The following is a 24219-nucleotide window of genomic DNA, read 5'->3' on the forward strand; positions in this document are numbered from 1 at the left end:
TCCACAGATCACTCTGAGGAGGCTTTTTATTTTCAGTTAACTTATGCGAGGTTATAGAACACTTTCTGCACATCTTCATCCTGCTCCAGCTTGTCTACCAGCTTCAGCACTTCCTGTGCCTGCTCTTCGGGCAGTTCAACTGTAGTACCTGGAATCCATTCCAGTTCTGCACTGATTGGAGTGATGTTCTTTTCTTCCAGCGCTTTCTGCATATTGCCGAAGTCTGTGAATCCTACGCGCAGTACGAGCAGCGTTTCTCCGTTCTCACCGGTTCCTTCTCCCATTTCTTCGAGGCCGAAGTCGATCAGTTCCAGTTCGAGGTCTTCCTGGCTGAGCCCCTGCGGGTTCAGTTTGAATACACCCATTTTCTTGAACTGAAAGGCTACCGATCCACTGTTACCCAATGCACCATTGCCTTTATTGAAATGTGCTTTTACGTTGGCCACTGTACGAACATGGTTGTCTGTAGCAGTTTCTACGAGAATGGCAACTCCATGAGGACCATATCCTTCGTACAGGATCTCTTCGTAGTTATCCATTTCTTTGCCCGATGCACGCTTGATGGCAGCTTCCACACGATCTTTCGGCATGTTCACACTCTTGGCGTTCTGCATGCATCGGCGGAGAGCCGGGTTGGTATTGGGATCGGGGCCACCGGCTTTTACGGCGATCACGATCTCTTTTCCGATACGGCTGAATTGCTTGGCCATTTTGTCCCAGCGGGCAAACATGGTAGACTTCCGAACTTCAAATATCCTACCCATATTGGTATTGATTTCTTATTTACGATGTTGACTGAGTCCGGCCTTCCGGCTCAGGGCTGCAAAAATAACCTTTGCAATCCTTATAAAAAAACGCCCCGGTACTACCGGAGCGTTTTTATGTATAAGCGCTTGATTTTATGGTCTTCCCAATTTGCTGCGGCTTTTGCTGTAGCTGAAGTAGATCACCAGACCGATGATCATCCATACCAGCGCTGTGAGCTGGGTTACGTGATCAAGGGAAATGATCATGGCAGTACATACAAGAATTCCCATGGTAGATACGAACGGAACGGCAGGCGTTCTGAACGGACGGGGAACTTTCGGATCGGATTTTCTCATGATCCAGACACCGGCACTTACCAGTACGAATGCGAAGAGCGTTCCGATACTGGTGAGGTCGCCAGCCAGGTGACCCGGTACAAAACCTGCGAATGCTCCTACGAAAATGAAGAGGATCAGGTTGGATTTGTACGGTGTTCTGTATTTGGGATGCAGATCTGCAAACACTTTTGGCAGCAGGCCGTCGTTACTCATAGAGTAGAACACACGGCTCTGACCAAGCAGCATCACCAGTATCACTGAGCTGAAACCAGCCAGGATAGCCACGGTTACTGCTGTTGCCAGCCATTCGTGATTGAGCATGTATGTTTTGATGGCATAAGCTACAGATGCTTCACCACCTGCTTTCTGGAAGTCGGTGAAGGGAGCCACACCTGTAAGTACATAAGAGAACAGGATGTAGAAAATGGTACAAACAACCAGCGACCCGAGGATACCGATAGGCATATCCCTTTTGGGGTTCTTCGCTTCCTGCGCAGCAGTGGATACCGCGTCGAATCCGATGAAGGCGAAGAATACAATGGCTGCGCCTCTGAGTACTCCCAGCCATCCGTGATTGAACGGCGGAGCATAGGAATATTCCTTGCCATTATTCAGGATAGCAGGTGGTTGGTCTGCGGGAATGAAGAATGGTGTATGGTTCTCTGGTTTGATATATTGCCAGCCGATAGCGATAAACACCAATACTATGGCCACTTTTACAAATACGATGATAGCATTCACCAGCGCTGATTCCTGTGTGCCTTTGATCAGCAGCAGGGAGAGTAACAGCAGAATGAAGAGAGCTGGTACGTTCATGATACCGCTGTGCATTACGCCGGCTGCATCTACTGCAGATTCCAGCGGCGAGTGGCACCATTCATATGGTATTGCCCCCCCCAGCAAATTATTTAAGTATTCACTCCAGGCAATCGATACAGTGGCGGCGCCGAGGGCATATTCCAGTACCAGTGCCCATCCGATGATCCAGGCAACCAGCTCACCCATTGTAGCATATGCATAGGTGTAAGCACTACCGGCGATGGGGATCATAGACGCGAATTCAGCATAGCATAAGCCAGCGAAAGCACATCCAACAGCAGCAATGACAAATGAGATGGTAACCGCAGGACCAGCGTGGCCGCCGGCAGCTGCTGCTGTTCTTACGAACAGTCCGGCTCCAATAATGGCGCCAATGCCAAGGGCAACCAGGTTACCGGCTCCGAGGGTACGTTTCAACCCTTTCTCCGATTCGGCAGCCTGGGCAAGCAGTGCAGTCAATGATTTCTTACGAAACAAGCTCATAACAGTCGGTTATCTATTTTTGAAAATGAACAATGGGGTTTTAAAAAAGATATAGGGTGGAAAGATAACGAAATAATGATACCGTCAAAGTAAAAGATTTACCAACCCCGCTGCCCTGTACATGAGTGAGAATAAGGGTTTGCAAAAAATGCTTTTTATTGTTTAAGTGCTATATTGCGGCCATTATTCATCAGAAGCCCTTACATGAAAAAGAACAGGCTGACCCTTTACATACTGCTTGCCATGGTACTCGGCATTGTTGTCGGATACCTGGTTCACGTTTCCGCATCAGAAGAATTCATCAAGCCTTTTTCAAAGAATATCAACCTGCTCGGTAAGGTTTTCATTCGCCTGGTTCAGATGATCATTGCACCATTGGTGTTCTCAACGCTGGTGGTAGGCATCGCCAAACTCGGCGATATCAAGACCGTTGGAAGGATTGGCGGAAAAGCCATCCTCTGGTTCATTTCTGCATCACTCATGAGCCTTTTGCTGGGACTGGTGCTGGTAAATATCTTCAAGCCGGGCACCTATATCGATCTTTCACATGCCGATACCGAAGGCGTGAAAGACCTGATGAAGAACTCTTCTCAACTCACCCTCGAAAAATTCGTAGAGCATATCATCCCCAAAAGTGTGGTGGAAGCCATGGCTACCAATGAGATTCTGCAACTGGTGGTGTTCAGCATCTTCTTTGGTGTGGCCATGACGGCGCTTGGCGATTACGCAAAACCACTGATCAAAGCCCTCGATATTGTGGCGCATATCATTCTCAAGATGGTAGGTTATGTGATGAACTTCGCTCCATTGGGGGTATTTGGTGCACTCACCGCCGTAGTGGCCGCACGTGGACTGGATATCTTCAAGTTCTACATCGTTTATTTCGCATTCTTTTTGCTTGGCATAGCTATACTCTGGGTGCTGCTGTTAAGTGCCGGAGCCATGATTCTCGGTACAGGCCGTGTGAAAGAACTGCTGAAAAGAATCAGTCAGCCTTTGCTGATTGCCTTTAGCACCACCAGCAGCGAAGCCGTTTTTCCCAAGCTGACCGAAGAACTCGAACGCTTCGGCAATAAGAATAAAATCGTTTCGTTTGTACTGCCGCTGGGGTACTCGTTCAACCTCGATGGCAGTATGATGTATATGACCTTTGCCAGCCTTGCCATTGCACAGGCTTACAAAGTGCCACTCGATCTCTCTACCCAGCTCACCATGTTGCTGGTACTGATGATCACCAGTAAAGGAATTGCCGGTGTGCCCCGTGCTTCACTCGTGATAGTACTGGCCACCTGCGCCATGTTCGAAATACCGCCTGAAGGCGTAGCCATTATCCTGCCGATCGACCACTTCTGTGATATGTTCCGCAGTATGACCAATGTAATCGGAAATGCCCTCGCCACTTCAGTTGTGAGCAAATGGGAAGGTGAGTTAGGACCAGGCGACAGCGGAGATGCAGCACAGGCTTAAAACCTTGCTTTCATAAAACTCAAGCAGCCTTTATGGATCTGATACTGTTAGATTTTTCGTGGTCTCAGTTATTGCAGCCGCAATTCTATATCGAGAATGGCGGACTATGGCTCTTACTCTTTGTGGTATTCGCGGAAACAGGTCTCTTCGCAGGCTTCTTTCTTCCCGGCGACTCCCTGCTTTTTGTTGCCGGCATCTATGCGCATGAAATGGACAAAGGCGTTCCCGGCATCACCCACCAGTTTCTCAAACTCTTCGGAATGGGACAGGTGAGGAACGAATACGTGGATCTCTTTGTGCTCTGGGCACTGATCTCCGTTTGCGGCATCCTCGGAAATATGGTAGGATACTGGACGGGGCGAAAGATCGGCCCATCGATGTACCACTGGAAAGACAGATTCTTCTTCAAGAAAAAATTCCTCTATCAGGCGCACGACTTCTACGAAAAGAATGGAGGCTGGGCAATAGTGGTGGCGCGTTTTCTGCCCATCATCAGAACCTTCGCACCCATCATCGCAGGCATTGTGCAAATGGACAGAAAGAAATTCGGCTACTATAATGTGATAGGCTGTATCGCCTGGGTATTCAGCATGCTTTTTGCGGGTCACTTTCTGCAAAAATGGATCATGAGCGCTTTCAACTTCGATCTCAGGCAACACCTCGAAGTAATCGTTCTCGGCATCGTACTGGTAACAACTGCTCCTGTATTGTTCAAATTATTTTTCAGTAAAAAGAAAGATAACCACAAGGAACCGCCAGTTCCCAAAAACCCTGCTTAAAGTTATGCAACCAAAAACTAACTCTATTTTCAGTGTAGCTGTTTTAGTGGCTGCACTTGGATACTTCGTAGACATATACGATCTGCTGCTGTTCGGTATCATCCGCGTTCAAAGCCTTACCTCCATGGGCCTTACGCCCGAACAGGTAACCACTTCAGGCGAAAGCATTCTCAGCTGGCAGATGTCTGGTCTGCTGCTCGGAGGCATCCTCTGGGGCGTAATCGGAGATAAGAAAGGAAGATTGAGCGTACTCTTCGGCTCCATCATTTTATATTCACTCGCCAATATTGCCAACGGATTTGTTCAAACGGTGGAGCAATATGCTGCTATCCGTTTCATCGCTGGTCTTGGCCTCGCAGGTGAGCTGGGGGCGGGTATTACGCTGGTAGCGGAACTTACTCCCAAAGAAAAAAGAGGCATTGCTACTTCACTGGTAGCGGGCATCGGACTTACGGGTGCTGTGGTGGCCTTCATCATCAAAGAGAATTTTCACTGGAGAACCTGTTATTTCATCGGAGGTGGATTGGGGCTCGCATTGCTGCTGCTCCGCATCTCCGTATTCGAATCCGGCATGTTCAATGAAGTGAAGAAACAGAATGTTCAACGCGGCAATTTCTTCATGTTCTTTACCAACGGCGATCGTTTCAAAAGATACCTGCTTTCTATTCTGCTGGGTGTGCCTACCTGGTTTGTGATTGGGATACTGGTTACCTTCTCCAAAGAATTCGCCAAACATTTCGGCATCACAGAACCAGTGGATTCGGGTAAGGCCATCATGTTTGCCTATGCCGCCATTTCGGTGGGCGATATTGTGGTAGGGCTCGTAAGCCAATGGCTGCGCAGCCGCAAGAAAGCATTATTCGTATTCTACGGCATCACTATATTCTTCATCATACTTTTCTTCACTGCACTCTGGAATGGCTCGGCCAGCGCGCTGTATTGGATATGCGCCGGAATGGGCTTCGGAACAGGGTTCTGGGCCATCTTCATCACTATGGGAGCAGAGCAGTTCGGCACCAACCTGCGTGCTACAGCTGCCACTACCATTCCCAATATGGTGCGCGGATTGCTGGCACTCGCCATTCTTCCGGTATTCCAGTTTTTGCGTGGTATCGAAGGCATAGGATATGTGAAGGGAGGCATCTACACAGCCGTAATTTTTATGGTGATAGCCATTGTTGCAGCTGCTTTCACCAAAGAGACTTTTGGAAAAGACCTCAATTTTGTAGAAGAGTAAGCCAAGAGCTGTTGTAATATTGCACCATGAAGTTTCTGATCATTCGTTTCTCCTCTATCGGAGATATTGTGCTCACCACACCCGTGGTACGTTGTCTGAAAAAGCAGGCAGGTACTGCCGAAGTGCATTTTCTTACCAAGAAAGCATTTCTGCCGGTACTGGCAGCCAATCCCTACATCGATAAGATCCATGTGCTGCAGGATGATCTCGATGCAGTAACAAAACAACTGGAGGAAGAAGATTTCGATTATGTGATAGATCTTCATCATAACCTGCGCACCCTGCGCGTGAAGCGGGCGCTCGGAAAAAAAGCCTTCTCCTTCAACAAGCTGAACATTCAGAAATTTCTGCTCACCAATTTCAAGATCAACCGTATGCCCGATGTGCATATTGTTGACCGATATCTCGATACGCTCAAAACTTTCAATATACAGAACGATGGTCTCGGCCTCGATTACTTCATCCCCGAAAAAGATGAAGTGAAAGAAGCAGATATCCCCACTTCACATCATGCCGGTTATATCGGCGTGGTGATCGGTGCTGCACTCAATACTAAAAAATATCCGCTGCATCACCTGAAAACACTGTGTTCGCTCATAGATCATCCTATTATTTTATTGGGAGGAAAAGAGGACAGTGCAGAAGGAGAAGCCATCGCTGCATTAGACCCTGCCAAGATCTACAATGCCTGCGGCAAATTCAATATCAACGAGTCTGCCGATCTGGTTCGGAGATCGAAACTCATTATCAGCAACGATACCGGATTGATGCATATCGCATCGGCATTCCGCAAACCCATCATTTCTCTATGGGGAAATACAGTGCCGGAATTCGGCATGTATCCTTACTATCCTAAATCTGCGCCCGGCGCGGCTCCGCTCTTCGATATCATGGAGATTAAAGGATTGGGTTGCAGACCCTGCTCCAAGATCGGCTACAAAAAATGCCCTAAGAAACATTTCAAATGCATGGAACAGATAGAGCCGCAGGCCATCTGGGAGAAAGTGAAAATAAGGTTGGGAAGAAAAAGCTAAGCAGTTCCCAGTTTCTGCGTTATCAGTTTTTTTTCTGCGACGGAGCAGGTTAGTCCCATCGCCAGCATCAGATATTTCTTTGCATGTTCTTTCTCGCCTGCGCGCAGGTAAATATCTCCCAGTACAGCGCTGTACATATATTGCGATTGCAGTAATGTGTCGATTTTTTCGATGGCAAAAATGTCTTCAATTGCCTGACCGTGTAAGCCAAGCTGTGCCTTCACTACAGCGCGGTTCAGTTCGGTGATTGGTCCGGGTTTATGTTCCGCGAGAAGATCATAGAGTGTGAGCATGCGTGTCCAGTTGGTGCTGCTGAAAGATGCCGCCATGCTATGTTCCGCTGCAATGGCCGATTCGATATGATACACCGAAATAGTATCTCCTTTGGATGAATGATTCAAATAAACGAATCCTTTTCGGATCAGTTCTTTACTCCAGCGATTACGATCCTGCTGTTCGAGTAGGATAATGGTATCATCTTCTCCCATTCTGCTTTCAAATCTCGATGCCTGAAAACACATGAGCGACATCAGTGCATACACCGAAGGCTGTTGCAAGGCCGGTTGCTCAGTGAGCAGGAAGCAGAGACGCATCGCTTCGGCACAAAGATCTTTGCGGATAAGTTCGTCGGCTTTCTGCGAATTGTATCCTTCGTTGAAGAGGAGGTAGATTACCAGCAGCACTGTTTCGAGGCGGCTTGCCAATGCAGTACCATGCGGCATTTCGAGCTGCACCTGATTTTCCTGCAATGCTTTTCGTGCACGGTACAATCTTTTCTGGATGGCGGCTTCCTGCATCACCAGCGCTTTTGCGATCTCGGTGGCACTGAATCCACTGATGGCTTTGAGTGTAAGGGCTATCTGATCTTCTTCGTTGAGTATGGGATGGCAACAGGCGAAGATCATGCGCAGCTGGCTGTCGCGAATTTCATCGTCGAGAAAAAGTTGCTCTATGTGTTGCTCTGTCACCAGATCGAGCCGGGCAGCCAGTTCGCGGGAGATATGGTTGAAACTTTGTTTGCGCCGCACTATGTCGAGCGCTTTGTTGCGCGCTACACGCATAAGCCATGCGGCAGGATTATCTGGAATGGAATTGTATCCCCAGCTCTGGATGGCTTTGAGAAAAGCATCCTGCACTACATCTTCTGCAAGGCATAGGTTTTCGGCGCCGAAGATGCGTGCCAGTACTGCGATCATTCGTCCCGCTTCGTGCCGAAACAGGTGATCCACCAGTTGATGGGAAGAGCGCGTTGTCATATTTTTTCAGTACAGATCAGATCAGTTCTCTGAATGGATGCCTACTTTATTTCCTTCGGTATCCTCGAAATGGGCGAAGTAGCCGAAATCTGCGCCCAGTGCAGTTTTGGGCAATATTATCCTGCCTCCTGCTTCTTCAACTCTTGCGAGAATGGGAGCGAGGTCGGGATTTCCATTCAGATAAATAAGGGTGCCGGTATTGTCTGGAATGCATCCGTATCCGCAGGTGATGCATCCTGCAGGTTTGCCATTCTGATGAGGGAAAAAGCCCATTCTGTACGAACCTGTATCTTCCGTATTCATCCTGATGTTGAGGATGCGTTCATAAAATTGTTTCGCCCGGTTGAAATCCGAAACGGGCAATTCAAACCAGTTAAGCATTTTGCCTGTCATACAATTTTGAATTTACTGCTGTGCAAAATGGTGCTCTTTCCCTTTGATAGATCAGAACTAATTTTGTTCAAGAGCAGAAGTGTCGAATACTTCCCTTATTTCGAGCGTACCCTGATACTTGTAATCAGGAAAACCTTCCGCAATTTTTACCGCTTCATCAAAATCAGCTGCTTTGATAACAAAGTAACCGCCCACCACTTCTTTGCTTTCTGCAAACGGGCCATCGGTAACAATTCTTTTGGTGGCTCCTGTAATTCTTTTTGCAGGAGGCAGCAATGGCCGGCCATCTACGTACTGTTCTTTTGATTTAAGGTCGCCTACCCATTTGAACCAGCTCATCATTTGCGCCTGCGCTTCTTCTGCACTCAGGTTAAGTTCTTCATACGTTGGTCCGGAGAAAATGAACATAAATTCCTTCATAGTCAGTTTTTTTGAAAATTGAAAAATGTAACTGTCGGGCTAATGACGAACCATATGGATGGCGAAGGACAAAATTTCAATATTTTTTTTGCACCTCACACCAATGGGGCAAAATAAATGATGAATGCCATGTTTTGGAGGTTGGTCCGGGATTAACCCAGATAAAAGGCGGGCATTAAAAAAGCGCGTACCATCGCCGGTACACGCTTTTTCTATTGAGATTGAAAAGATGCTTAGAGAGTTTTCAGCACGTCGTTCATGCTGCGAACGGCGTCTGCACTCTTGTTGAAGAGAGCCTGCTCGTCTGCGTTGAGTTTGAAGTCAACGATTTTTTCCCAACCATTTCTGCCGATCACTACAGGAACACCGAGGCAGATATCTTTCTGTCCGTATTCACCTTCGAGTGATACGCAGCAGGTGAAGAGTTTCTTCTCGTCGCGGAGAATGCTTTCTACCAGTGCTGCTCCGGCTGCACCTGGTGCATACCATGCAGAAGTTCCGATCAGTTTGGTGAGGGTTGCGCCACCTACCATAGTGTCGGCAACGATTTGTTTCTGCTGCTCTTCGCTGAGGAAGTCAGTAACAGGAGCGCTGTTCCAGGTTGCATAGCGGATGAGAGGGATCATAGTTGTATCACCGTGACCGCCCACTACTACAGCGTTCAGATCAGAAGGGCTGCACTGGAGTGCCTGGCTCAGCTGATATTTGAAACGGCTGCTGTCGAGTGTACCGCCCATACCGATGATGCGGTTCTTTGGAAGACCTGTTGCAGTGAGTGCGAGGTAAGTCATGGTATCCATCGGATTGCTGATCACAATGATGATCGCATTGGGAGAATACTTGAGAATGTTGTCGCATACAGTTTTTACAATACCGGCATTTGTTCCGATCAGTTCTTCACGGGTCATTCCTGGTTTGCGTGGAAGGCCTGAAGTGATTACCACCACATCAGATCCTGCAGTTTTGGAATAATCGTTGGTGCTGCCTGTGATCTTGGTATCGAAGCCCAGGAGGGTAGCGGTCTGCATCATGTCCTGCGCCTTTCCTTCTGCCAGTCCTTCTTTAATATCGAGCAATACCAGTTCTGCGGCCAGTTCCTTACGGGCGATATTATCGGCACAGGTTGCGCCTACTGCGCCTGCACCTACAACTGTTACTTTCATCAGAAAACAATTTTATTATAATGTGATTCAATGTTTGCGTGGGCAAAGGTAGGGAAGTTGAGTGTAGTTATTTCAAGGCTTCGAGCAGCTTTGCTACTTTCACATTTCCCTCGAATGTGGTGATGAGGTCGCCTTTTTTATTGTACAATGCCAGATAAGGCAGGTTGCGGATATCATAGAAGGGAGGCAACAGGTATTTGATGTCTCTTCCCATTTTGATATTTGAATAATTGGCGAGCTTGTAATCTTTGTAGAAATCCTCCATTTCTTCTTTGGGAGAGTAGGAGGCCAGTACAATCTGATATTGACTGAGCTTATCCATATTCTTTACCATCTCTTCGATCTGATGCTGGCAGTGATCGCAGGTAGGACTGAAAAACATCAGAATCAGCGGCTGCTTCTTCAGTTTGTCTTTGGTGAGCATGGAACTGTCCAGCTGCTGCAACTGAATCGGCGGTACCGAAGGAAAGCGTTTGTAAGGCGGCTCAGGCTTTTGAATGTTTTGTGCAGCAGCCCATTGCATAAGGAGTACGGAGCTGAGAAATAGAACCCATCTTTTCATAAGAATGCTTCATTTAAATTTTAGAGCGAAGACCAAAATTAACAGTAAAAAACTTTGCTATTCTACGAATGTTTCGTAGGTTTACGAAAACTTCGTAGATATGGAGAAGCTCACCCCTCAGGAAGAGGATGCGATGCAGGCAGTATGGAAGGCCGGAAGCGGCAGCGTGAAACAGATTCTGGATCAGCTGAACGAACCGAGACCGCCTTACACCACGCTCGCTTCCACCATCAAGAACCTGGAAAAGAAAGGGTATGTGGAAAGCACGCTCAATGGCAATACTTATTTGTATAGTCCGGCTGTGAGTGAAGAGGACTACAAAAAGAAATTCATGAACAGCGTGGTGAAAAATTATTTCGACAACTCTTACAAGGAGCTGGTGAATTTCTTTGTGGACCAGAAGAAACTGAGTCCGGATGAACTGAAAGAGATCCTGAAAATGATCGAAGGCAAATAATCCAAACTGCTACGTATGTTATTTCTACTCAAAATTAGTATAGGCCTTTCCGTTACATGGCTTTTTTATACGCTGTTATTGCGCAGGCTTACCTTCTATCGCTGGAACAGATTGTTTCTGCTGACCTATCCGGCCATAACATTTCTGGTACCATTGATAGATGTAAGTGATCTGTTGCATCAGCAGCAAAGAACATGGATACAGGTGATTCCTGTGCTCGACCAATACGCGTTTGGTAAGGGTACTTCCGAAACTCCTGAACCCATAACAGCCTCTACTGTAGGATGGGCCTTGCTTGCAATAGGTATACTCATAATGGCCATCAGGTTGGGCTGGCAATACTGGAGTCTCCGCAAAGCCGTGTCCGGAGCGGTTTTACTGGCAGACAACGAAGCCAGGCTCTACCATGTGAACAAACGCATCATGCCTTTTTCTTTTGGCCGCAGCATTTACCTCAACAAGGATCTTCATTCGGATGAAGAATTGCAGGATATTCTCCGGCACGAATTCATTCATGTGAAGCAGCGTCACTCGCTGGATATTTTCTGGGGCGAACTCATCTGTATACTCAACTGGTACAATCCGTTTGCATGGCTGATACGAAAGGCCATCCGTCAGAATCTGGAGTTCATAGCAGATTATCAGGTGCTGGCCAATGGAGTGGACAGAAAGCAGTATCAGTATCTGCTGCTGAAAGTAACGGGCATGACGGGGTTCCCGGTGGCTAATAATTTCAATCTTTCATCACTCAAAAAAAGAATAACCATGATGAATAAAAAAACAAGCGCCAGTGTACATCTGCTGCGCTTTGTACTGATCGTTCCTGTGCTGGCGGTAGTGCTGCTGGCATTCAGGAGCGTGGTACACCCTGCAGCTGCTAAACCATTGCAGATAATAACGGTTCAGTCAGTGGGGTTCAGTGCACCCGATACAGTTCCTGCCAAAAAGAAACTGGTGCTCAAAAAAGCCAATGAAGGTTTGCATATTTATGTAAAAGACAATAATGCAGTAGTAAAGAAAAAAGATGGCAGCGTTGAGAAGTTCGATCTGAGCAAGCCAGCAGAGAAGAAAGCATTCGAAGATAAATATGGAGCAGTGCCACCGCCTCCACCACCGCCACCAGCTCCACCAAAGGTGGTTGAATTGAAATTATCACCCGCAAATCCACCACCGCCACCACCTCCTGCAGCGCCCACTCCGCCGGACGTACCCAAAGAATTAGCTCTTTTTCTGGAAACGGAGATTCCCCAAACCAGTGCAACTATTCATTTCAATACCGACGGCAGCTCCGAAGTAATTTATACAAACGAAGCTGGCAAAAATGAAAATCAGGCACCACCACTTTTTGTTATAGACGGAGTAATTCAACCTCCCGGCACAAAATTTCCTACCGAGCCGAAAGCAGAAGACATTGCCACGGTTTCAATTCTGAAAGGTTCAAGCGCTGCAGCTGTGTATGGTGAGGCTGGCCGCAATGGTGTTGTGGAGATAACGACTAAAGCCGCAGCAAAAACGGCATCAAAAATCACCGTGAAGGTTTCCAGAGACTCTAAAAAAGAAATGATCGACGATATCTGCAAACTGAACGCCATCATTCTGATAAACGAAAAAGAATATGACTGTGAGGAAGCCAAAGCCATTCTGAACAGCAAGGATGTAACCATTGTTTCGGTGAATGTTTTGAAAACAGCAGCCACAGTAAAAGCCAAAACCGGCAAAACTGCTGAAAATGCTATTATGGTCACTACCAGCAGAAAGGGCTGAAAAAACGCGCCAAACCAATTGCACACTTCTTTGCAGCGTAAGGTTTTTGCTGTAGTTTTGCCTCCTTTCAGAGAAGCATCATTCAAAACTTACTTAGAATTATGGCAACTACATCAGATATCAGCCGCGGTATGATCATCAAGCTCGATGGCAGCTTATACACTGTGGTGGAGTTCGGTGAGAACAAGACCGCCCGCGCAGCCGCCAAGGTTTGGGCTAAATTAAAAGGTGTTGACAATACCCGCAGCATCGAAAAAACCTGGAACTCAGGCGATAGCATCCATCCTGTACGTGTTGAAAGGAAAGATTACCAATACCTCTATAAAGATGATACTGGTTATAATTTCATGGACAATGAAACTTTCGAGCAGATCGCTGTAGAAGAAAACAAGGTAGATGCTCCACAGTTTCTGAAAGAGTCTCAGGAAGTGAGCATCCTGTTCAACACAGAAACCGAGCAGCCGATGAGTGTGGAACTGCCCGACAAGATCGTTCTGAAAGTAACTTACTCAGAACCAGGCGTTAAAGGAGATACTGCAACCCGTACCCTGAAGCCTGCAACCGTTGAAACCGGTGCTACCGTTCATGTTCCTCTGTTCGTAAACGAAGGAGAGCTGATCCGTGTGAACACCAAGACCGGAGAATATGTAGAGCGCGTAAAAGAATAATTTCTATAAATACCTTATTTACAGGAGGCCGCCTCGGTTCAGAGGTGGCCTTGTTGTTTATGCAGGAAGGGGCTATTTTATGTACGATTTGGGTATTTTTAGTGCACAATCCTTATCTTAGCCGCCTGTTTTTCCGAAATAACCGTCAAAAAAAATTATTTTCAGATGGATTTTAAACAAATTCAGGAGTTGATCAAGATGATCAACAAATCCAACATCGGCGAAGTAAGCATCGAGGAGAAAGGATTCAAGCTGACCATTAAGCAGAAAGAAGAACCAGCCCAGAACGTAATTGCAGCACCCATGCAGGCCATGCCAGCTTATGCGCCGCAGCCAGGTGTAGCTCCCCAGCCGGCCGCTGTAACTTCTAGCCCGGCAGCCGCCCCCAAAGCAGAACAAGCCGCAGACAACCTCGTTACTATCAAGAGCCCAATGATCGGTACCTTCTACCGCAGCCCCGGACCCGGCAAACCTGTGTTTGTTGAAGTAGGTTCTGAAATTGCTCCAGGCAAAGTTGTATGCATCATCGAGGCAATGAAACTCTTCAATGAAATTGAAAGCGAAATATCCGGAAAGATCGTAAGGATCCTGGTTGATGACGCTACTCCTGTTGAATACGATCAGCCGTTATTCCTCGTTGAGCCAGCCTGATAAGGTTTATCGCTTGTCAATCATTTTCAAAAAGAATGCATGTTTAAAAAGATATTAATCGCTAATCGTGGAGAGATAGCCCTGCGGGTAATCCGTACCTGTCGGGAAATGGGAATCAAGACCGTAGCCGTTTATTCCACTGCAGATAAAGACAGCCTTCACGTAAGGTTTGCAGATGAAGCTGTTTGTATCGGCCGCCCCGCCGGTGCCGACTCTTACCTTAACATCGCACATATCATGGCCGCTGCCGAGATCACCAATGCGGATGCCATTCACCCGGGATATGGATTCCTCGCGGAGAATGCCCGTTTTGCCGAGATCTGTGGCGAACACAATATTAAATTCATCGGACCTACTCCTGATCAGATCCGCTCTATGGGCGATAAGATCACTGCCAAAGAAACCATGATCCGCGCAGGCGTTCCCGTGGTTCCCGGTGGAGGTGGTCTGCTCCAGAGCCTCGAAGAAGCCAAATCACTCGCCCTCGAAATCGGCTATCCCATTATCCTCAAAGCCACCGCAGGTGGTGGTGGTAAAGGGATGAGAGTTGTTTGGAAAGAAGAGGACATGGAAAGCAACTACGATACCGCCAAAATTGAAGCCGGCGCTGCTTTCAAGAATGATGGCATCTACATGGAGAAATTCGTGGAAGAGCCCCGTCACATCGAGATCCAGATCGCAGGCGACCGTTACGGAAAGGTATGTCACCTCAGCGAGCGCGACTGTTCCATTCAGCGCCGCCACCAGAAACTGGTAGAAGAATCACCTTCTCCTTTCATGACCGAAGAACTGCGTCAGCGCATGGGCGAAGCTGCTATCAAAGCTGCTTCTGCTATCGGTTACGAAAGTGTTGGTACCATCGAGTTCCTGGTAGATAAGCATCGCAATTTCTACTTCATGGAGATGAACACACGTATCCAGGTAGAACACTGCGTTACTGAAGAGGTTACCAACTTCGATCTCATCAAAGAACAGATCAAAATAGCGATGGGCGAGGCTATCAGCGGAAAGAACTATGAGCCGCAGATGCACGCTATCGAATGCCGTATCAATGCTGAAGATCCTTACAACGATTTCCGCCCAAGCCCAGGCCGCATCACTACGCTGCACCAGCCCGGCGGACACGGAATCCGTATCGATTCGCATGTGTATGCGGGTTATGTGATCCCTCCTTACTACGATTCAATGATCGCCAAGATCATCGCAGTAGCACGCACCCGCGAAGAGGCCATCAATACCATGAGCCGCGCACTGAGCGAGTATGTGATCGAAGGAGTGAAAACTACCATTCCTTTCCATCAGCAACTGATGAAGAACGAAGATTTCATCAAAGGGAATTTCAATACCAAGTTCCTGGAGACGTTCAAAATGCAATAAATGCTGGTTGCAGCATAAGAATAAAAGGGCGCACTACTGGTGCGCCCTTTGTCGTATATGGTTGTTGTGTTATCTCATGAAGAATGCCGGCGGCTCGATGCCCAATGCCCTCAGATACACATATCCCTGCCCTCTGTGATGTATTTCGTTGTCGATGAAATACAGGATGGTGGAATACAAAACGCCTTCGTATTGCCCGAATGCTGCGTCGATATCCTGAAAACGATATGCAGGGATCTTATTCCATGTTTCTTCGATAGTCTCGGTGGTCTCATCCCAGGCTTTCAGCAATTCATCCTTGGTTTTGTATTGCAGGTCTCTCCATTCCTGATGTTCCCAGATGCCTGTAGCTACACCTCTTACACCGGGGCCTCCCATCTTGATCATCTCTTCTGCCATCTGTGCAAACGGACGCATGCCGCCAATGGAGAATTCAAAAAGGTCCTTTTCCGGAAATGCAGCGATCACGCGACGGGTGAGCCGGCGATGTCCCTGCCATTGGTCGAGTAACTGACGGGCCGTGATTACTGGCGCTGCAAATGTCTTGGTCATATGATTGTTTTTATAGTTTACCGTTGATTTGTTACACAAAGAAACAACAGTCCTGTGACAGCAGTATGTCAGCAGCCCATTACAAAATAAAAAAAAGCGCCGTGAAGCGCTTTTTGCCAGACCGTGATTGGTGAGTGTTCCTTTTATTGTTCAGATTTTTCGGGCTGTTCAGCCTTTTCTTTTTGTTCTTTCTTTTCCTGCTGCTCCTTTCTTTCCTTCCAGTGTTTCATGCCTTTGCCGTGTCTGCCATCCTTACCATCTTTCATGTGTTCCTTTCTTTTCTCTCCCCATTCCTTCATCTTTGCTTTCTGATCTGCATTGAGGATGCCTTCCATCTTTTCTTTGCGTTCTTTTCCTAATTCCATTGCTTTGGCCTTTCTGTCGGCATCGGAAATGGATTTATCGTCGCGCAGCGCCTGCATTTTCTGCTTTGATTCTTCTTTGATGGCCTTCATTTGCTGAGCCTGTTCTTTGCTGAGGTTCAGCTCATCTTTCATCTTTGTTCTCGCCTCCGACCTGTAATGTGAGCGGATGGTATCGCGTTTGTTATCCTGCGCATTTGCTGTAAGCTGAACGCCAATGATCACCAGCGCCAGCACAATCATTTTTTTCATGTATGCTTCGATTTTTTTATGAACAATACAATGTTGTCTGCGGCCTCGGGGCACAGGTATTAGAGCATAAAAAATACAGAGGGTTTAATGAGAGATCAGAATTGTTCTGCAAGCAGATCCACCTGTTCTTCAACTCCATAGAATCCAGCCAGGCGGCGGATCACCGCTTCTACCTGTGCATCGGGACAGCTTGCTCCGCTGGTGATCAGTATTTTCACCGGGCGGTTATGCGGCAGGTAATCGGTGCTGAGCAGCTCCTGTTTTGTGTGATAATTATAATGGAGAACATTGTTTTCTGTTACCAGTTTATCATCGGAATTGATGAAGTAGGTAGGCAGTTTCAGTTCGCAAAGCTCCACGAGGTGTGTGCTGTTGGATGAGTTGTATCCGCCCACCACGATCGCCAGATCGGCAGGGGTGTTCAGCATATGCGTAACAGCCGTTTGGTTGTCGTTGGTAGCATAACAGAGTGTATCGCGGGTATCGGCGAAACGTTCTCCGATATTGCTGCTGTTGAGGTTGTAGTGTTCGGCGATGGTTTGTTTGAGGTAATCGGCAATGGCCTGTGTGTCGGTTGCGAGCTGAGTAGTTTGATTCACTACGCCGATCCGTTGCAGGTCTTTGGCCGCATCGAAGCCTTCGGAGAATCTTCCTGCAAATGCTTCGGAGAACCCGCTGGCAGGGCGTTCGCCGGTGATGAATTGGGCGAGTAGCTTCGCATCTTCCATATCATTCAAAATCACAGCAGGGGCAGTGTAAGCGGCATGAGAAAAAGTTGCGCGTGTTTCTTCGTGTTTTGGTTTGCCGTGGATAACAATGCTGTATCCTTTCTGTGCGATCTGTTCGCTGCGGTTCCATACCTTCTCTACAAACGGACAGGTAGTATTGTATTTTTCAGTGGGAATGCCCAGCTGATTGAGTTTTTCTTCGATGACAAGTGTGGTTCCGAATGCGGGGATGATAACAACATCGTCGGCAGTGAGCGATTCGAAGGGGATCAATTGTTTGCCGTAGGTATCCTGTAAGAATTGAACGCCTCTCGATACGAGATCGGCATTTACCTGTGGGTTGTGGATCATCTCACTGAGCAGGAAGATGCGTTTGCCGGGATTTTCTTCGATGGTTCTGAACGAGATCTCGATGGCATTCTCCACTCCGTAGCAGAACCCGAAATGGCGCGCCAAATAGATCTGTAAAGGGCCGAGGTCGAGCAGGGTGGGAGTGAAGTCTTTCTTCATTTTATCCTGCTGTTTCCGCTTGTTCTTTACGGCGCTGATCAGGGGGCTGCGGTAGATAACCGGAACGTTGAATGTTTTCATCAATGCAAATTTAGCGATTAGGATGGTTTCTGAAACTTTAAGGTGGGGAACTTAAATGTAGTGAAGGAAGATCAGTTCCCTGGTTTGCAGCACTTCCAACATATTGTTATGAAATTGATTAAGCCTAAACATACAGCCCGATTCTGGGTTATATTCGTATATGGCTAGAAATTTCCCCCTTGCTCCCTGGCTCCATGGCAGCACAGTGTACGAAGTGAATATCAGGCAATACACGCCGGAAGGCAGTTTCAGCGCATTTGCGGCACATCTCCCTCGACTGGCTGCAATGGGTGTGAAGATACTCTGGCTCATGCCCGTAACTCCCATCAGTAAGGAGGGAAGAAAAGGAACCCTCGGCAGCTACTACGCCTGTGCAGATTACAAAGCCGTAAACCTAGAATTCGGTACCCTCGATGATCTCCGCCAGCTGGTGCAGCAGGCCCATGGGCTCGGCATGTATGTGATTATCGACTGGGTTGCCAACCATACCGGACTCGATCATGTATGGACGCAATCGAACCCCGGATTCTACAAAAGAAATCTCTCCGGAAAATTCTACGATTCACATGGCTGGGATGATGTGATAGATCTCAACTACTACGATGGCGCTATGCGCCTTGCCATGATCGATGCCATGCAGTTCTGGATCAGCCAATGCGATATCGATGGATTCCGCTGCGATATGGCCCATCTCGTTCCGCGCGATTTCTGGCGTCAGGCGCGCACCGCGCTCGATCCGCTGAAACCCCTGTTCTGGCTGGCTGAAACAGAAGATCTCAACTATCTCGATGTATTCGACAGCTGTTACTCCTGGCGCTGGATGCATGCCACAGAAGATTACTGCAAAAAAGCCACCAGTCTCAAAAATCTGATACAACTGGCAGGTACATACGAAAATGATTTTTCCGCAACCACACTTCCGCTTTTCTTCACCAGCAACCACGACGAAAACAGCTGGAACGGAACCGATATAGAAAAATACGGCGATGCCCTGAAAGCCTTATCCGTATTCAACTTCACCTATTATGGCATCCCTCTGCTTTACAGCGGGCAGGAACTGCCCAATGAAAAACGGTTGAAATTCTTCGACAAAGATCAGCTCGACTGGAACCAACCACTGACCATGCAGGAGTTCTACAAACAGCTGATCGGCATTCATGCTACGCATCCCGCAATACTTGCCGGCGCCAACGCAATGCCGCAATGGGTTGCTACGGATAAAGCAAATGCAGTGTTGGCTTTCGCACGCAGGTACGATAATCAGGAGTTGCTGGTGGTATTGAACCTGTCCGCCGATCCGCAACAGATTGGTTTTGCTTCCGCAGGCACCGAAGGTAATTATGCCGATCTGCTCAACGGAGGAACCAAAGAGCTGAAAGCCGCAACCGGACTCTATCTGGAGCCATGGAACTTTTTTGTGGGAAGCAGACAGCGCTGATCAAGGTCAATTACCTCTATTCAAAAAAACCGCTGCTCCTTTAGCGGGACTGCCTGTTTTTCGGGGATATGTAACCGGGTCTTGAAATGTGTTATTCTACAGCCCCGGTTATGCAATCAGTTTCATGCTACATCCTTTTATTCACCGGAGATACAACTCTTCCCGGCACATTTCATCACCCGTGTTTCGTATCCCCGGAAAACAAAAAAAATCCCCGGCTCATCGCCAGGGATTTCATATCTGATTAAATTGACTTAGTTGCCGAGATTGATCACAATCGGATAGATGCCTTCATAGCCCGGATACATGCCTTCGAGCTTCACTGTACCATTGGATTCATCGATCACTTTGGTAAGGTCTTCCACATTCTTCACTTCCTTGTTGTTGGCTTTCAGAATTACATATCCTTCCTGAATGCGCACTTTGCTCAACACTCCACGACGGTCGATGGATTTGATAGCCACACCGCCATTGATGCCTAACTCCTTCGCTTCATTTTTGTTCAGCGTTACCAGCTCTGCACCGAGTTTGTCGAGTTTGGATGTTTTCACCATATCGGTTGTGCCAGACTGATTGCGGAGCGTAACATTCGTAGTGCTTTCTTTTCCGTCTCTGCGGTAAGTGATGGCTACTTTATCGCCAGGACGGTAAGTAGCAATTTGCCCCACCATATCAGCGCCTGAGTATACAGGCTGACCATTCACTTTGGTGATGAAGTCGCCTTTCTGAATGCCGGCTGCAGCAGCTGCACCACCAGAAGGCGTAGCCATTACGTACACACCTTCACCTTCTTTTACACCGTTGTTGGTCTTCTGTTCATCAGACATTCCATCAGGAGCGTACTCGATACCGAGATATGCACGCTGAACGGTTCCGTGTTTCATCAGGTCGGAAACGATCTTCTTCACAATGTTCACGGGAATGGTGAAAGAGTAACCTGCGTATGCACCTGTAGGAGATGCAATGGCGGAGTTGATGCCGATGAGCTTGCCATCGGTATTGATCAGCGGACCGCCGCTGTTGCCGGGGTTCACCGCCGCATCTGTTTGAATGAACGATTCGATCGGTGTTCTGCTCTGACGGCTGTTGATATCGAGTGTACGGCCTTTCGCACTTACAATACCCGCTGTAACAGTTGTTTCCAACGTTAATGGGTAACCTACGGCGAGCACCCACTGGCCAACCTTTACATCGTCGGAGTTTCCGTAGATGAGGAAGGGCAGGTTCTTGGCGTCGATCTTGATCACAGCCAGATCGCTGCTGGGGTCAGCAGCTACGAGCTTTGCCTTGAATGCTTTCTTATTGTTGAGTGTAACGTTTATTTCGTCGGCTCCGTCGATCACGTGATTGTTGGTAACGATATAACCATCTTCACTGATAATGGCTCCTGTACCGGATGCCTGCTGAGGAATGGAACGCATGCGGCCACCGCCTCCACCGAAGAAATCATCGAGATCCATATCGAACAGATCGCCGAAGGGGCTGTTGCGCGGCAGGTTGTTCGATGCCGTGCGGGTAGCTTTTGTTTTGATGTGTACGGTTGCAGGGATGGCTGCATTGGCAGCAGCGCTGAAATCTACGGGGTCCGCACCAGCCATGCCATTGAAGCCTGCATAGTTTGCGGGGATCTTTCCGGTATCATTATTATCCTTTGCACTCTGATAAACATATGTTCCGCTTCTGGAAAATTTGTTATAGGCCCAAAGAGTAGCAACAGTAGTAACAGCACTGATTAACACAACCGTTACAATTTGTTTGAACTTCATATTGCGACAATTTTTAGAAATGTTGTTTTTAAAAGTAGTAAACCCGTTTCAATTTGTATGCCGAAGCAGAAACAAATTAACACCGAAAAACAATCACTGTTAAGTCAACCGCCACGTTTAACATATAATTTACTAAGGTCTTCGTACTTGGTGCTACCAAATTTACAATAAAGTACTCAGTATCAAAAACATCATTTCTGAATCTCTGTCACAAAGCCTGCTTAATTTGTCATAGTTTCAGCAAAAATTGCAGGGTATCAACGCCATCCGCATAATCTGTGAGCGATGGTTGCTGCGCTTCTCCGAAAGAAGTATAGCCCGCTCCCGCAATGCATTGAATGGATTCGTTGTTTTTGAGGTCAGATTCAACCGCTGCAGCGTCGGAGTAGAATTCGTAGTTGAGCTGGCTGATAGGCGAGTACACGGCTGTATTCTCGTGCAGAATAATGCTGTCGTTGGTCATGTAATACTGCTTATTGAGAATCAGTATTGCCAGCTGGTAATCGTAATTGTTCTTGTATTTGTTATGATCTGCGAAGTAGTTGTATTTTCTGAATACGTTTAGCAGAGGGAGAAAATCATAATCTTTCGGCACATACATTTTGGTTACGTTGCGGCATCCCATTCCGAAATATTCATGTACATCATCGGCAAGTTTTTCCAGCTCCGCTGTTGTTTCGTTTCCTGTAAGAACGGCTACAGACGTGCGGTTTCGGCGAATGATGTGCGGATACTTCGCAAAATAATAATCGAAATAACGCGCTGAATTATTGCTGCCCGTTGCGATATACGCATCGCATCCCTTGAGCATGGTTTCGAAACGAACCAGGTCTTTTGTTTCCTCATCCCATTGCCAGAGCTGACTGGCCAGATGGCGCATCAGCACATCATCTTTGGAAGATAGTTTGATGGTCTGACGATGCCCGCTGATGAAAACGCAGAGAAAATCGTGAAAGCCCACCAGCGGAATATTGCCGGCCATAATGATGCCCACGTTCTTTGGTGCAGGGTTATCCTGAGGGATTTTATATTGAGCGGCCCATGCGGCCAGCTTATCTTTCGCTAAGAAATGCACGGCAATCCTGTTGGCGGCCAGATCTATGAATTCCGGGGTGAACCATCCGTTTTCTCTGGAAGCCCTGTCCCTGGCCATTTGCCAGTCTTCGCCACCAGCCAAAATATACTCTCCCAATCTTTCCAATAAATCAAGCCGTTTTTGTAAATTCATTACATCTTATATTTGTCGTGCAAAAATAGGATTCAACCCATTAAAATTGTAGAAGCTATGGCAATCAAAATAACAGAAGAATGTATTAACTGCGGAGCCTGTGAACCAGAATGTCCGAATAATGCCATTTATGAAGGTGGTGTGGAATGGGCCATCACAGACGGAACATCCATTAAAGGGCCATTTACGCTGCTGGACGGTTCGGTAACCGATGCAGACGAGCGTCATGCCCCTGTAAGCGTAGACACGTATTATATCGTTCCCAATAAATGCACCGAGTGCCAGGGATTTCATGAAGAACCACAGTGTGCGGCTGTTTGCCCGGTAGACTGCTGTGTTCCTGATGAAATGTACCAGGAGACTGTAGATGAGCTGATGGCGAAGAAAGAAAAACTCCACGTTTAATCTGGTCTGTATGCCAAATTTGCACCCTGTAAATTTGGAAACGGCCTCTTCAAAGTAGTAAATTACAGGTACACAAATAGTGAATGTAGCCTCAGTGCTACTTGTAACAGGCGGGTGATATTTCCCGCTATGAAGGTGAAGGGATAACGTCCTTCACCTTTCTTATTTGCGGCCTGCACTCCACAGGCTGGTAAGAGATTGTAAAAAATACTGACAATCATATAATAGCCATCCTATTTTTCGTTTATTTGCTGAAAATTCAGCATAAATACATCGAATGAAACCTGTTATTGCATTTGTTACCGGTGGCTATTCTTCTGAGGCCGTGATCTCGTACAAAAGTGCCGTTACCATTGAAAACAACCTCGATACGGATAAGTATGATGTGTACAGGATCGACATCACACCCGATAGCTGGTTCCATCAGACAAAATCAGGTGAGAAAGTAGAAGTGGAGAAAGGCGATTTCTCCATCACGCTCAATGGAAAGAAGATCAATTTCGATGCTGCCCTCATCGGCATTCACGGAACACCCGGTGAAGATGGCAGACTGCAGGGCTATTTCGATCTGGTGAATATTCCTTACAACACCTGTGATACAGCCAGTTCGGCCATTACCTTCAACAAACGATACAGTGTGGCGGTAGCCGGTTTTGCCGGAGTAAACGTAGCCCGCTCCCTTCATATTTTCAAAAATCATCCCATCAGTGCAGAAGCCATTCTTAAAGAGCTGAGCCTGCCCGTTTTTGTGAAACCCAATAACGGCGGATCCAGCATCGGAATGAGTAAAGTGAACAAAGCAGAAGATTTGGCAGGGGCTTTGCAAAAAGCATTTGCTGAAGACGATCAGGTGCTGGTAGAAGAGTTCATTTCGGGCCGGGAATTCACCGTAGGGGTGATGAGAACCACCAAAGAATTGCTGGTACTGCCCATCACCGAAGTGAAAAGCAAGAACGAATTCTTTGATTTCGAGGCCAAATATCAGGGATTGAACGAAGAGATCACTCCGGCCCAGATCAGTGATCATATGGCGGAGAAAGTGCGTTCTACAGTCCGCAGGATCTACGAAGCGCTCAACTGCCGCGGTGTTGTGAGAGCCGATTTCATTTACAACGAAGCAAAGGACGAACCTTTCTTCCTCGAAGTGAATACCATACCCGGACAAAGCGAGGCCAGCATCATTCCTCAGCAGGTACGCGCCATGGGATGGAACCTGAAAGGACTGTACACCGAGATGATCGAAGAAACTCTGAGCAGAAAGAAAAGCTCATAATTTATATCA

General features: G+C 47.4%; 24 protein-coding genes. 12 read left to right on the top strand and 12 right to left on the bottom strand.

Annotation, left to right across the window (positions count from 1 at the left end):
* Positions 1-41: 41 nt before the first annotated feature.
* Together HHL16_RS08765 and HHL16_RS08770 are read right to left on the bottom strand one after the other, a co-directional pair.
* Positions 42-764, bottom strand: a complete 723-nt coding sequence (locus HHL16_RS08765) for a YebC/PmpR family DNA-binding transcriptional regulator (RefSeq protein WP_169424747.1) — start codon at positions 762-764, stop codon at positions 42-44.
* A gap of 135 nt (positions 765-899) precedes the next feature.
* Complete coding sequence (locus HHL16_RS08770; RefSeq protein ID WP_169424748.1) at positions 900-2387, bottom strand: amino acid permease; 1488 nt, start codon at positions 2385-2387, stop codon at positions 900-902.
* Positions 2388-2591: 204 nt separating this feature from the next.
* Between HHL16_RS08770 and HHL16_RS08775 the strand changes: the two genes are divergently transcribed.
* Genes HHL16_RS08775 through HHL16_RS08790 form a run of 4 tightly spaced genes read left to right on the top strand, consistent with a single transcriptional unit; the run spans position 2592 to position 6904 of the window.
* Positions 2592-3854: a dicarboxylate/amino acid:cation symporter gene (locus HHL16_RS08775; protein WP_169424749.1), complete on the top strand. Its 1263-nt coding sequence runs from the start codon at positions 2592-2594 to the stop codon at positions 3852-3854.
* Positions 3855-3886: 32 nt separating this feature from the next.
* A complete protein-coding gene (locus HHL16_RS08780) occupies positions 3887-4633 on the top strand; it encodes a DedA family protein (protein WP_169424750.1) in 747 nt (248 codons plus the stop codon).
* Positions 4634-4637: 4 nt separating this feature from the next.
* Positions 4638-5870: an MFS transporter gene (locus HHL16_RS08785; RefSeq protein WP_169424751.1), complete on the top strand. Its 1233-nt coding sequence runs from the start codon at positions 4638-4640 to the stop codon at positions 5868-5870.
* A gap of 26 nt (positions 5871-5896) precedes the next feature.
* On the top strand, positions 5897-6904 hold the full coding sequence (locus HHL16_RS08790) for a glycosyltransferase family 9 protein (RefSeq protein ID WP_169424752.1): 1008 nt from the start codon (positions 5897-5899) through the stop codon (positions 6902-6904).
* Here HHL16_RS08790 and HHL16_RS08795 read toward each other — a convergent pair.
* The 5 genes from HHL16_RS08795 to HHL16_RS08815 form a co-directional block, all read right to left on the bottom strand.
* Positions 6901-8160: a sigma-70 family RNA polymerase sigma factor gene (locus HHL16_RS08795; RefSeq protein WP_169424753.1), complete on the bottom strand. Its 1260-nt coding sequence runs from the start codon at positions 8158-8160 to the stop codon at positions 6901-6903. The two genes, HHL16_RS08790 and HHL16_RS08795, sit on opposite strands and share 4 nt — an antisense overlap.
* Before the next feature lie 21 nt (positions 8161-8181).
* Complete coding sequence (locus HHL16_RS08800) at positions 8182-8553, bottom strand: VOC family protein (RefSeq protein WP_169424754.1); 372 nt, start codon at positions 8551-8553, stop codon at positions 8182-8184.
* A 57-nt stretch (positions 8554-8610) separates the two neighbouring features.
* The gene (locus HHL16_RS08805) at positions 8611-8973 is read right to left on the bottom strand and encodes a YciI family protein (RefSeq protein ID WP_169424755.1); all 363 of its coding nucleotides are present in this window, start codon (positions 8971-8973) and stop codon (positions 8611-8613) included.
* A gap of 233 nt (positions 8974-9206) precedes the next feature.
* Positions 9207-10136, bottom strand: coding sequence for a malate dehydrogenase (mdh, locus tag HHL16_RS08810; RefSeq protein ID WP_169424756.1), 930 nt, complete (start codon positions 10134-10136; stop codon positions 9207-9209).
* 67 nt (positions 10137-10203) lie between these two features.
* A complete protein-coding gene (locus tag HHL16_RS08815) occupies positions 10204-10698 on the bottom strand; it encodes a redoxin domain-containing protein (protein ID WP_169424757.1) in 495 nt (164 codons plus the stop codon).
* 100 nt (positions 10699-10798) lie between these two features.
* On the opposite strand from HHL16_RS08815, the gene HHL16_RS08820 reads away from it, so the two are divergent.
* From HHL16_RS08820 to accC, 5 genes are all read left to right on the top strand, one after another.
* The gene (locus HHL16_RS08820) at positions 10799-11155 is read left to right on the top strand and encodes a BlaI/MecI/CopY family transcriptional regulator (RefSeq protein WP_169424758.1); all 357 of its coding nucleotides are present in this window, start codon (positions 10799-10801) and stop codon (positions 11153-11155) included.
* A 15-nt stretch (positions 11156-11170) separates the two neighbouring features.
* On the top strand, positions 11171-12919 hold the full coding sequence (locus HHL16_RS08825; protein WP_169424759.1) for a M56 family metallopeptidase: 1749 nt from the start codon (positions 11171-11173) through the stop codon (positions 12917-12919).
* A gap of 101 nt (positions 12920-13020) precedes the next feature.
* Positions 13021-13587, top strand: a complete 567-nt coding sequence (gene efp, locus HHL16_RS08830) for an elongation factor P (protein WP_169424760.1) — start codon at positions 13021-13023, stop codon at positions 13585-13587.
* A gap of 165 nt (positions 13588-13752) precedes the next feature.
* Positions 13753-14238, top strand: coding sequence for an acetyl-CoA carboxylase biotin carboxyl carrier protein (gene accB / locus HHL16_RS08835; protein WP_169424761.1), 486 nt, complete (start codon positions 13753-13755; stop codon positions 14236-14238).
* A gap of 39 nt (positions 14239-14277) precedes the next feature.
* Positions 14278-15615 (top strand): acetyl-CoA carboxylase biotin carboxylase subunit, encoded by a 1338-nt coding sequence (accC, locus tag HHL16_RS08840; protein ID WP_169424762.1) that lies wholly within the window; start codon positions 14278-14280, stop codon positions 15613-15615.
* 69 nt (positions 15616-15684) lie between these two features.
* On the opposite strand, the gene HHL16_RS08845 is transcribed toward accC, so the two are convergent.
* The 3 genes from HHL16_RS08845 to HHL16_RS08855 form a co-directional block, all read right to left on the bottom strand.
* Positions 15685-16167, bottom strand: coding sequence for a DinB family protein (locus tag HHL16_RS08845; RefSeq protein WP_169424763.1), 483 nt, complete (start codon positions 16165-16167; stop codon positions 15685-15687).
* Positions 16168-16310: 143 nt separating this feature from the next.
* Positions 16311-16781 carry a hypothetical protein gene (locus HHL16_RS08850; RefSeq protein ID WP_169424764.1) on the bottom strand — a complete coding sequence of 157 codons (471 nt, stop codon included), beginning with the start codon at positions 16779-16781 and terminating at the stop codon, positions 16311-16313.
* Between the two features lie 95 nt (positions 16782-16876).
* Entirely contained in the window at positions 16877-18100 is a 1224-nt protein-coding gene (locus HHL16_RS08855) for a 4-hydroxy-3-methylbut-2-enyl diphosphate reductase (RefSeq protein WP_169424765.1), read from the bottom strand.
* 160 nt (positions 18101-18260) lie between these two features.
* On the opposite strand from HHL16_RS08855, the gene HHL16_RS08860 reads away from it, so the two are divergent.
* Positions 18261-19538, top strand: a complete 1278-nt coding sequence (locus HHL16_RS08860) for an alpha-amylase family glycosyl hydrolase (protein ID WP_169424766.1) — start codon at positions 18261-18263, stop codon at positions 19536-19538.
* Between the two features lie 254 nt (positions 19539-19792).
* On the opposite strand, the gene HHL16_RS08865 is transcribed toward HHL16_RS08860, so the two are convergent.
* Entirely contained in the window at positions 19793-21304 is a 1512-nt protein-coding gene (locus HHL16_RS08865; RefSeq protein ID WP_169424767.1) for a trypsin-like peptidase domain-containing protein, read from the bottom strand.
* A 229-nt stretch (positions 21305-21533) separates the two neighbouring features.
* Positions 21534-22532 carry an acyl-CoA reductase gene (locus HHL16_RS08870; protein ID WP_169424768.1) on the bottom strand — a complete coding sequence of 333 codons (999 nt, stop codon included), beginning with the start codon at positions 22530-22532 and terminating at the stop codon, positions 21534-21536.
* 57 nt (positions 22533-22589) lie between these two features.
* Here HHL16_RS08870 and HHL16_RS08875 point away from each other — a divergent pair, with 57 nt between their 5' ends.
* Positions 22590-22937 (top strand): 4Fe-4S dicluster domain-containing protein, encoded by a 348-nt coding sequence (locus HHL16_RS08875; protein ID WP_169424769.1) that lies wholly within the window; start codon positions 22590-22592, stop codon positions 22935-22937.
* A gap of 277 nt (positions 22938-23214) precedes the next feature.
* Entirely contained in the window at positions 23215-24210 is a 996-nt protein-coding gene (locus HHL16_RS08880) for a D-alanine--D-alanine ligase (RefSeq protein ID WP_169424770.1), read from the top strand.
* Positions 24211-24219 lie beyond the last annotated feature (9 nt).

Source organism: Pseudoflavitalea sp. G-6-1-2, from assembly GCF_012927185.1.
Lineage (GTDB): Bacteria > Bacteroidota > Bacteroidia > Chitinophagales > Chitinophagaceae > Pseudobacter.

Excerpts from the sequence above, each read along its gene's own strand:
- HHL16_RS08825 (WP_169424759.1), top strand. The coding sequence starts at position 11,171 with ATGTTATTTCTACTCAAAATTAGTATAGGCCTTTCCGTTACATGGCTT.
- HHL16_RS08880 (WP_169424770.1), top strand. The coding sequence starts at position 23,215 with ATGAAACCTGTTATTGCATTTGTTACCGGTGGCTATTCTTCTGAGGCC.
- HHL16_RS08795 (WP_169424753.1), bottom strand. The coding sequence starts at position 8,160 with ATGACAACGCGCTCTTCCCATCAACTGGTGGATCACCTGTTTCGGCAC.
- HHL16_RS08870 (WP_169424768.1), bottom strand. The coding sequence starts at position 22,532 with ATGAATTTACAAAAACGGCTTGATTTATTGGAAAGATTGGGAGAGTAT.
- HHL16_RS08805 (WP_169424755.1), bottom strand. The coding sequence starts at position 8,973 with ATGAAGGAATTTATGTTCATTTTCTCCGGACCAACGTATGAAGAACTT.
- mdh (WP_169424756.1), bottom strand. The coding sequence starts at position 10,136 with ATGAAAGTAACAGTTGTAGGTGCAGGCGCAGTAGGCGCAACCTGTGCC.
- HHL16_RS08770 (WP_169424748.1), bottom strand. The coding sequence starts at position 2,387 with ATGAGCTTGTTTCGTAAGAAATCATTGACTGCACTGCTTGCCCAGGCT.
- HHL16_RS08765 (WP_169424747.1), bottom strand. The coding sequence starts at position 764 with ATGGGTAGGATATTTGAAGTTCGGAAGTCTACCATGTTTGCCCGCTGG.
- HHL16_RS08865 (WP_169424767.1), bottom strand. The coding sequence starts at position 21,304 with ATGAAGTTCAAACAAATTGTAACGGTTGTGTTAATCAGTGCTGTTACT.
- HHL16_RS08780 (WP_169424750.1), top strand. The coding sequence starts at position 3,887 with ATGGATCTGATACTGTTAGATTTTTCGTGGTCTCAGTTATTGCAGCCG.
- HHL16_RS08820 (WP_169424758.1), top strand. The coding sequence starts at position 10,799 with ATGGAGAAGCTCACCCCTCAGGAAGAGGATGCGATGCAGGCAGTATGG.
- HHL16_RS08790 (WP_169424752.1), top strand. The coding sequence starts at position 5,897 with ATGAAGTTTCTGATCATTCGTTTCTCCTCTATCGGAGATATTGTGCTC.
- HHL16_RS08815 (WP_169424757.1), bottom strand. The coding sequence starts at position 10,698 with ATGAAAAGATGGGTTCTATTTCTCAGCTCCGTACTCCTTATGCAATGG.
- HHL16_RS08845 (WP_169424763.1), bottom strand. The coding sequence starts at position 16,167 with ATGACCAAGACATTTGCAGCGCCAGTAATCACGGCCCGTCAGTTACTC.
- accB (WP_169424761.1), top strand. The coding sequence starts at position 13,753 with ATGGATTTTAAACAAATTCAGGAGTTGATCAAGATGATCAACAAATCC.
- accC (WP_169424762.1), top strand. The coding sequence starts at position 14,278 with ATGTTTAAAAAGATATTAATCGCTAATCGTGGAGAGATAGCCCTGCGG.
- HHL16_RS08850 (WP_169424764.1), bottom strand. The coding sequence starts at position 16,781 with ATGAAAAAAATGATTGTGCTGGCGCTGGTGATCATTGGCGTTCAGCTT.
- HHL16_RS08860 (WP_169424766.1), top strand. The coding sequence starts at position 18,261 with ATGGCTAGAAATTTCCCCCTTGCTCCCTGGCTCCATGGCAGCACAGTG.
- HHL16_RS08875 (WP_169424769.1), top strand. The coding sequence starts at position 22,590 with ATGGCAATCAAAATAACAGAAGAATGTATTAACTGCGGAGCCTGTGAA.
- HHL16_RS08800 (WP_169424754.1), bottom strand. The coding sequence starts at position 8,553 with ATGACAGGCAAAATGCTTAACTGGTTTGAATTGCCCGTTTCGGATTTC.
- HHL16_RS08855 (WP_169424765.1), bottom strand. The coding sequence starts at position 18,100 with ATGAAAACATTCAACGTTCCGGTTATCTACCGCAGCCCCCTGATCAGC.
- HHL16_RS08785 (WP_169424751.1), top strand. The coding sequence starts at position 4,638 with ATGCAACCAAAAACTAACTCTATTTTCAGTGTAGCTGTTTTAGTGGCT.
- HHL16_RS08775 (WP_169424749.1), top strand. The coding sequence starts at position 2,592 with ATGAAAAAGAACAGGCTGACCCTTTACATACTGCTTGCCATGGTACTC.
- efp (WP_169424760.1), top strand. The coding sequence starts at position 13,021 with ATGGCAACTACATCAGATATCAGCCGCGGTATGATCATCAAGCTCGAT.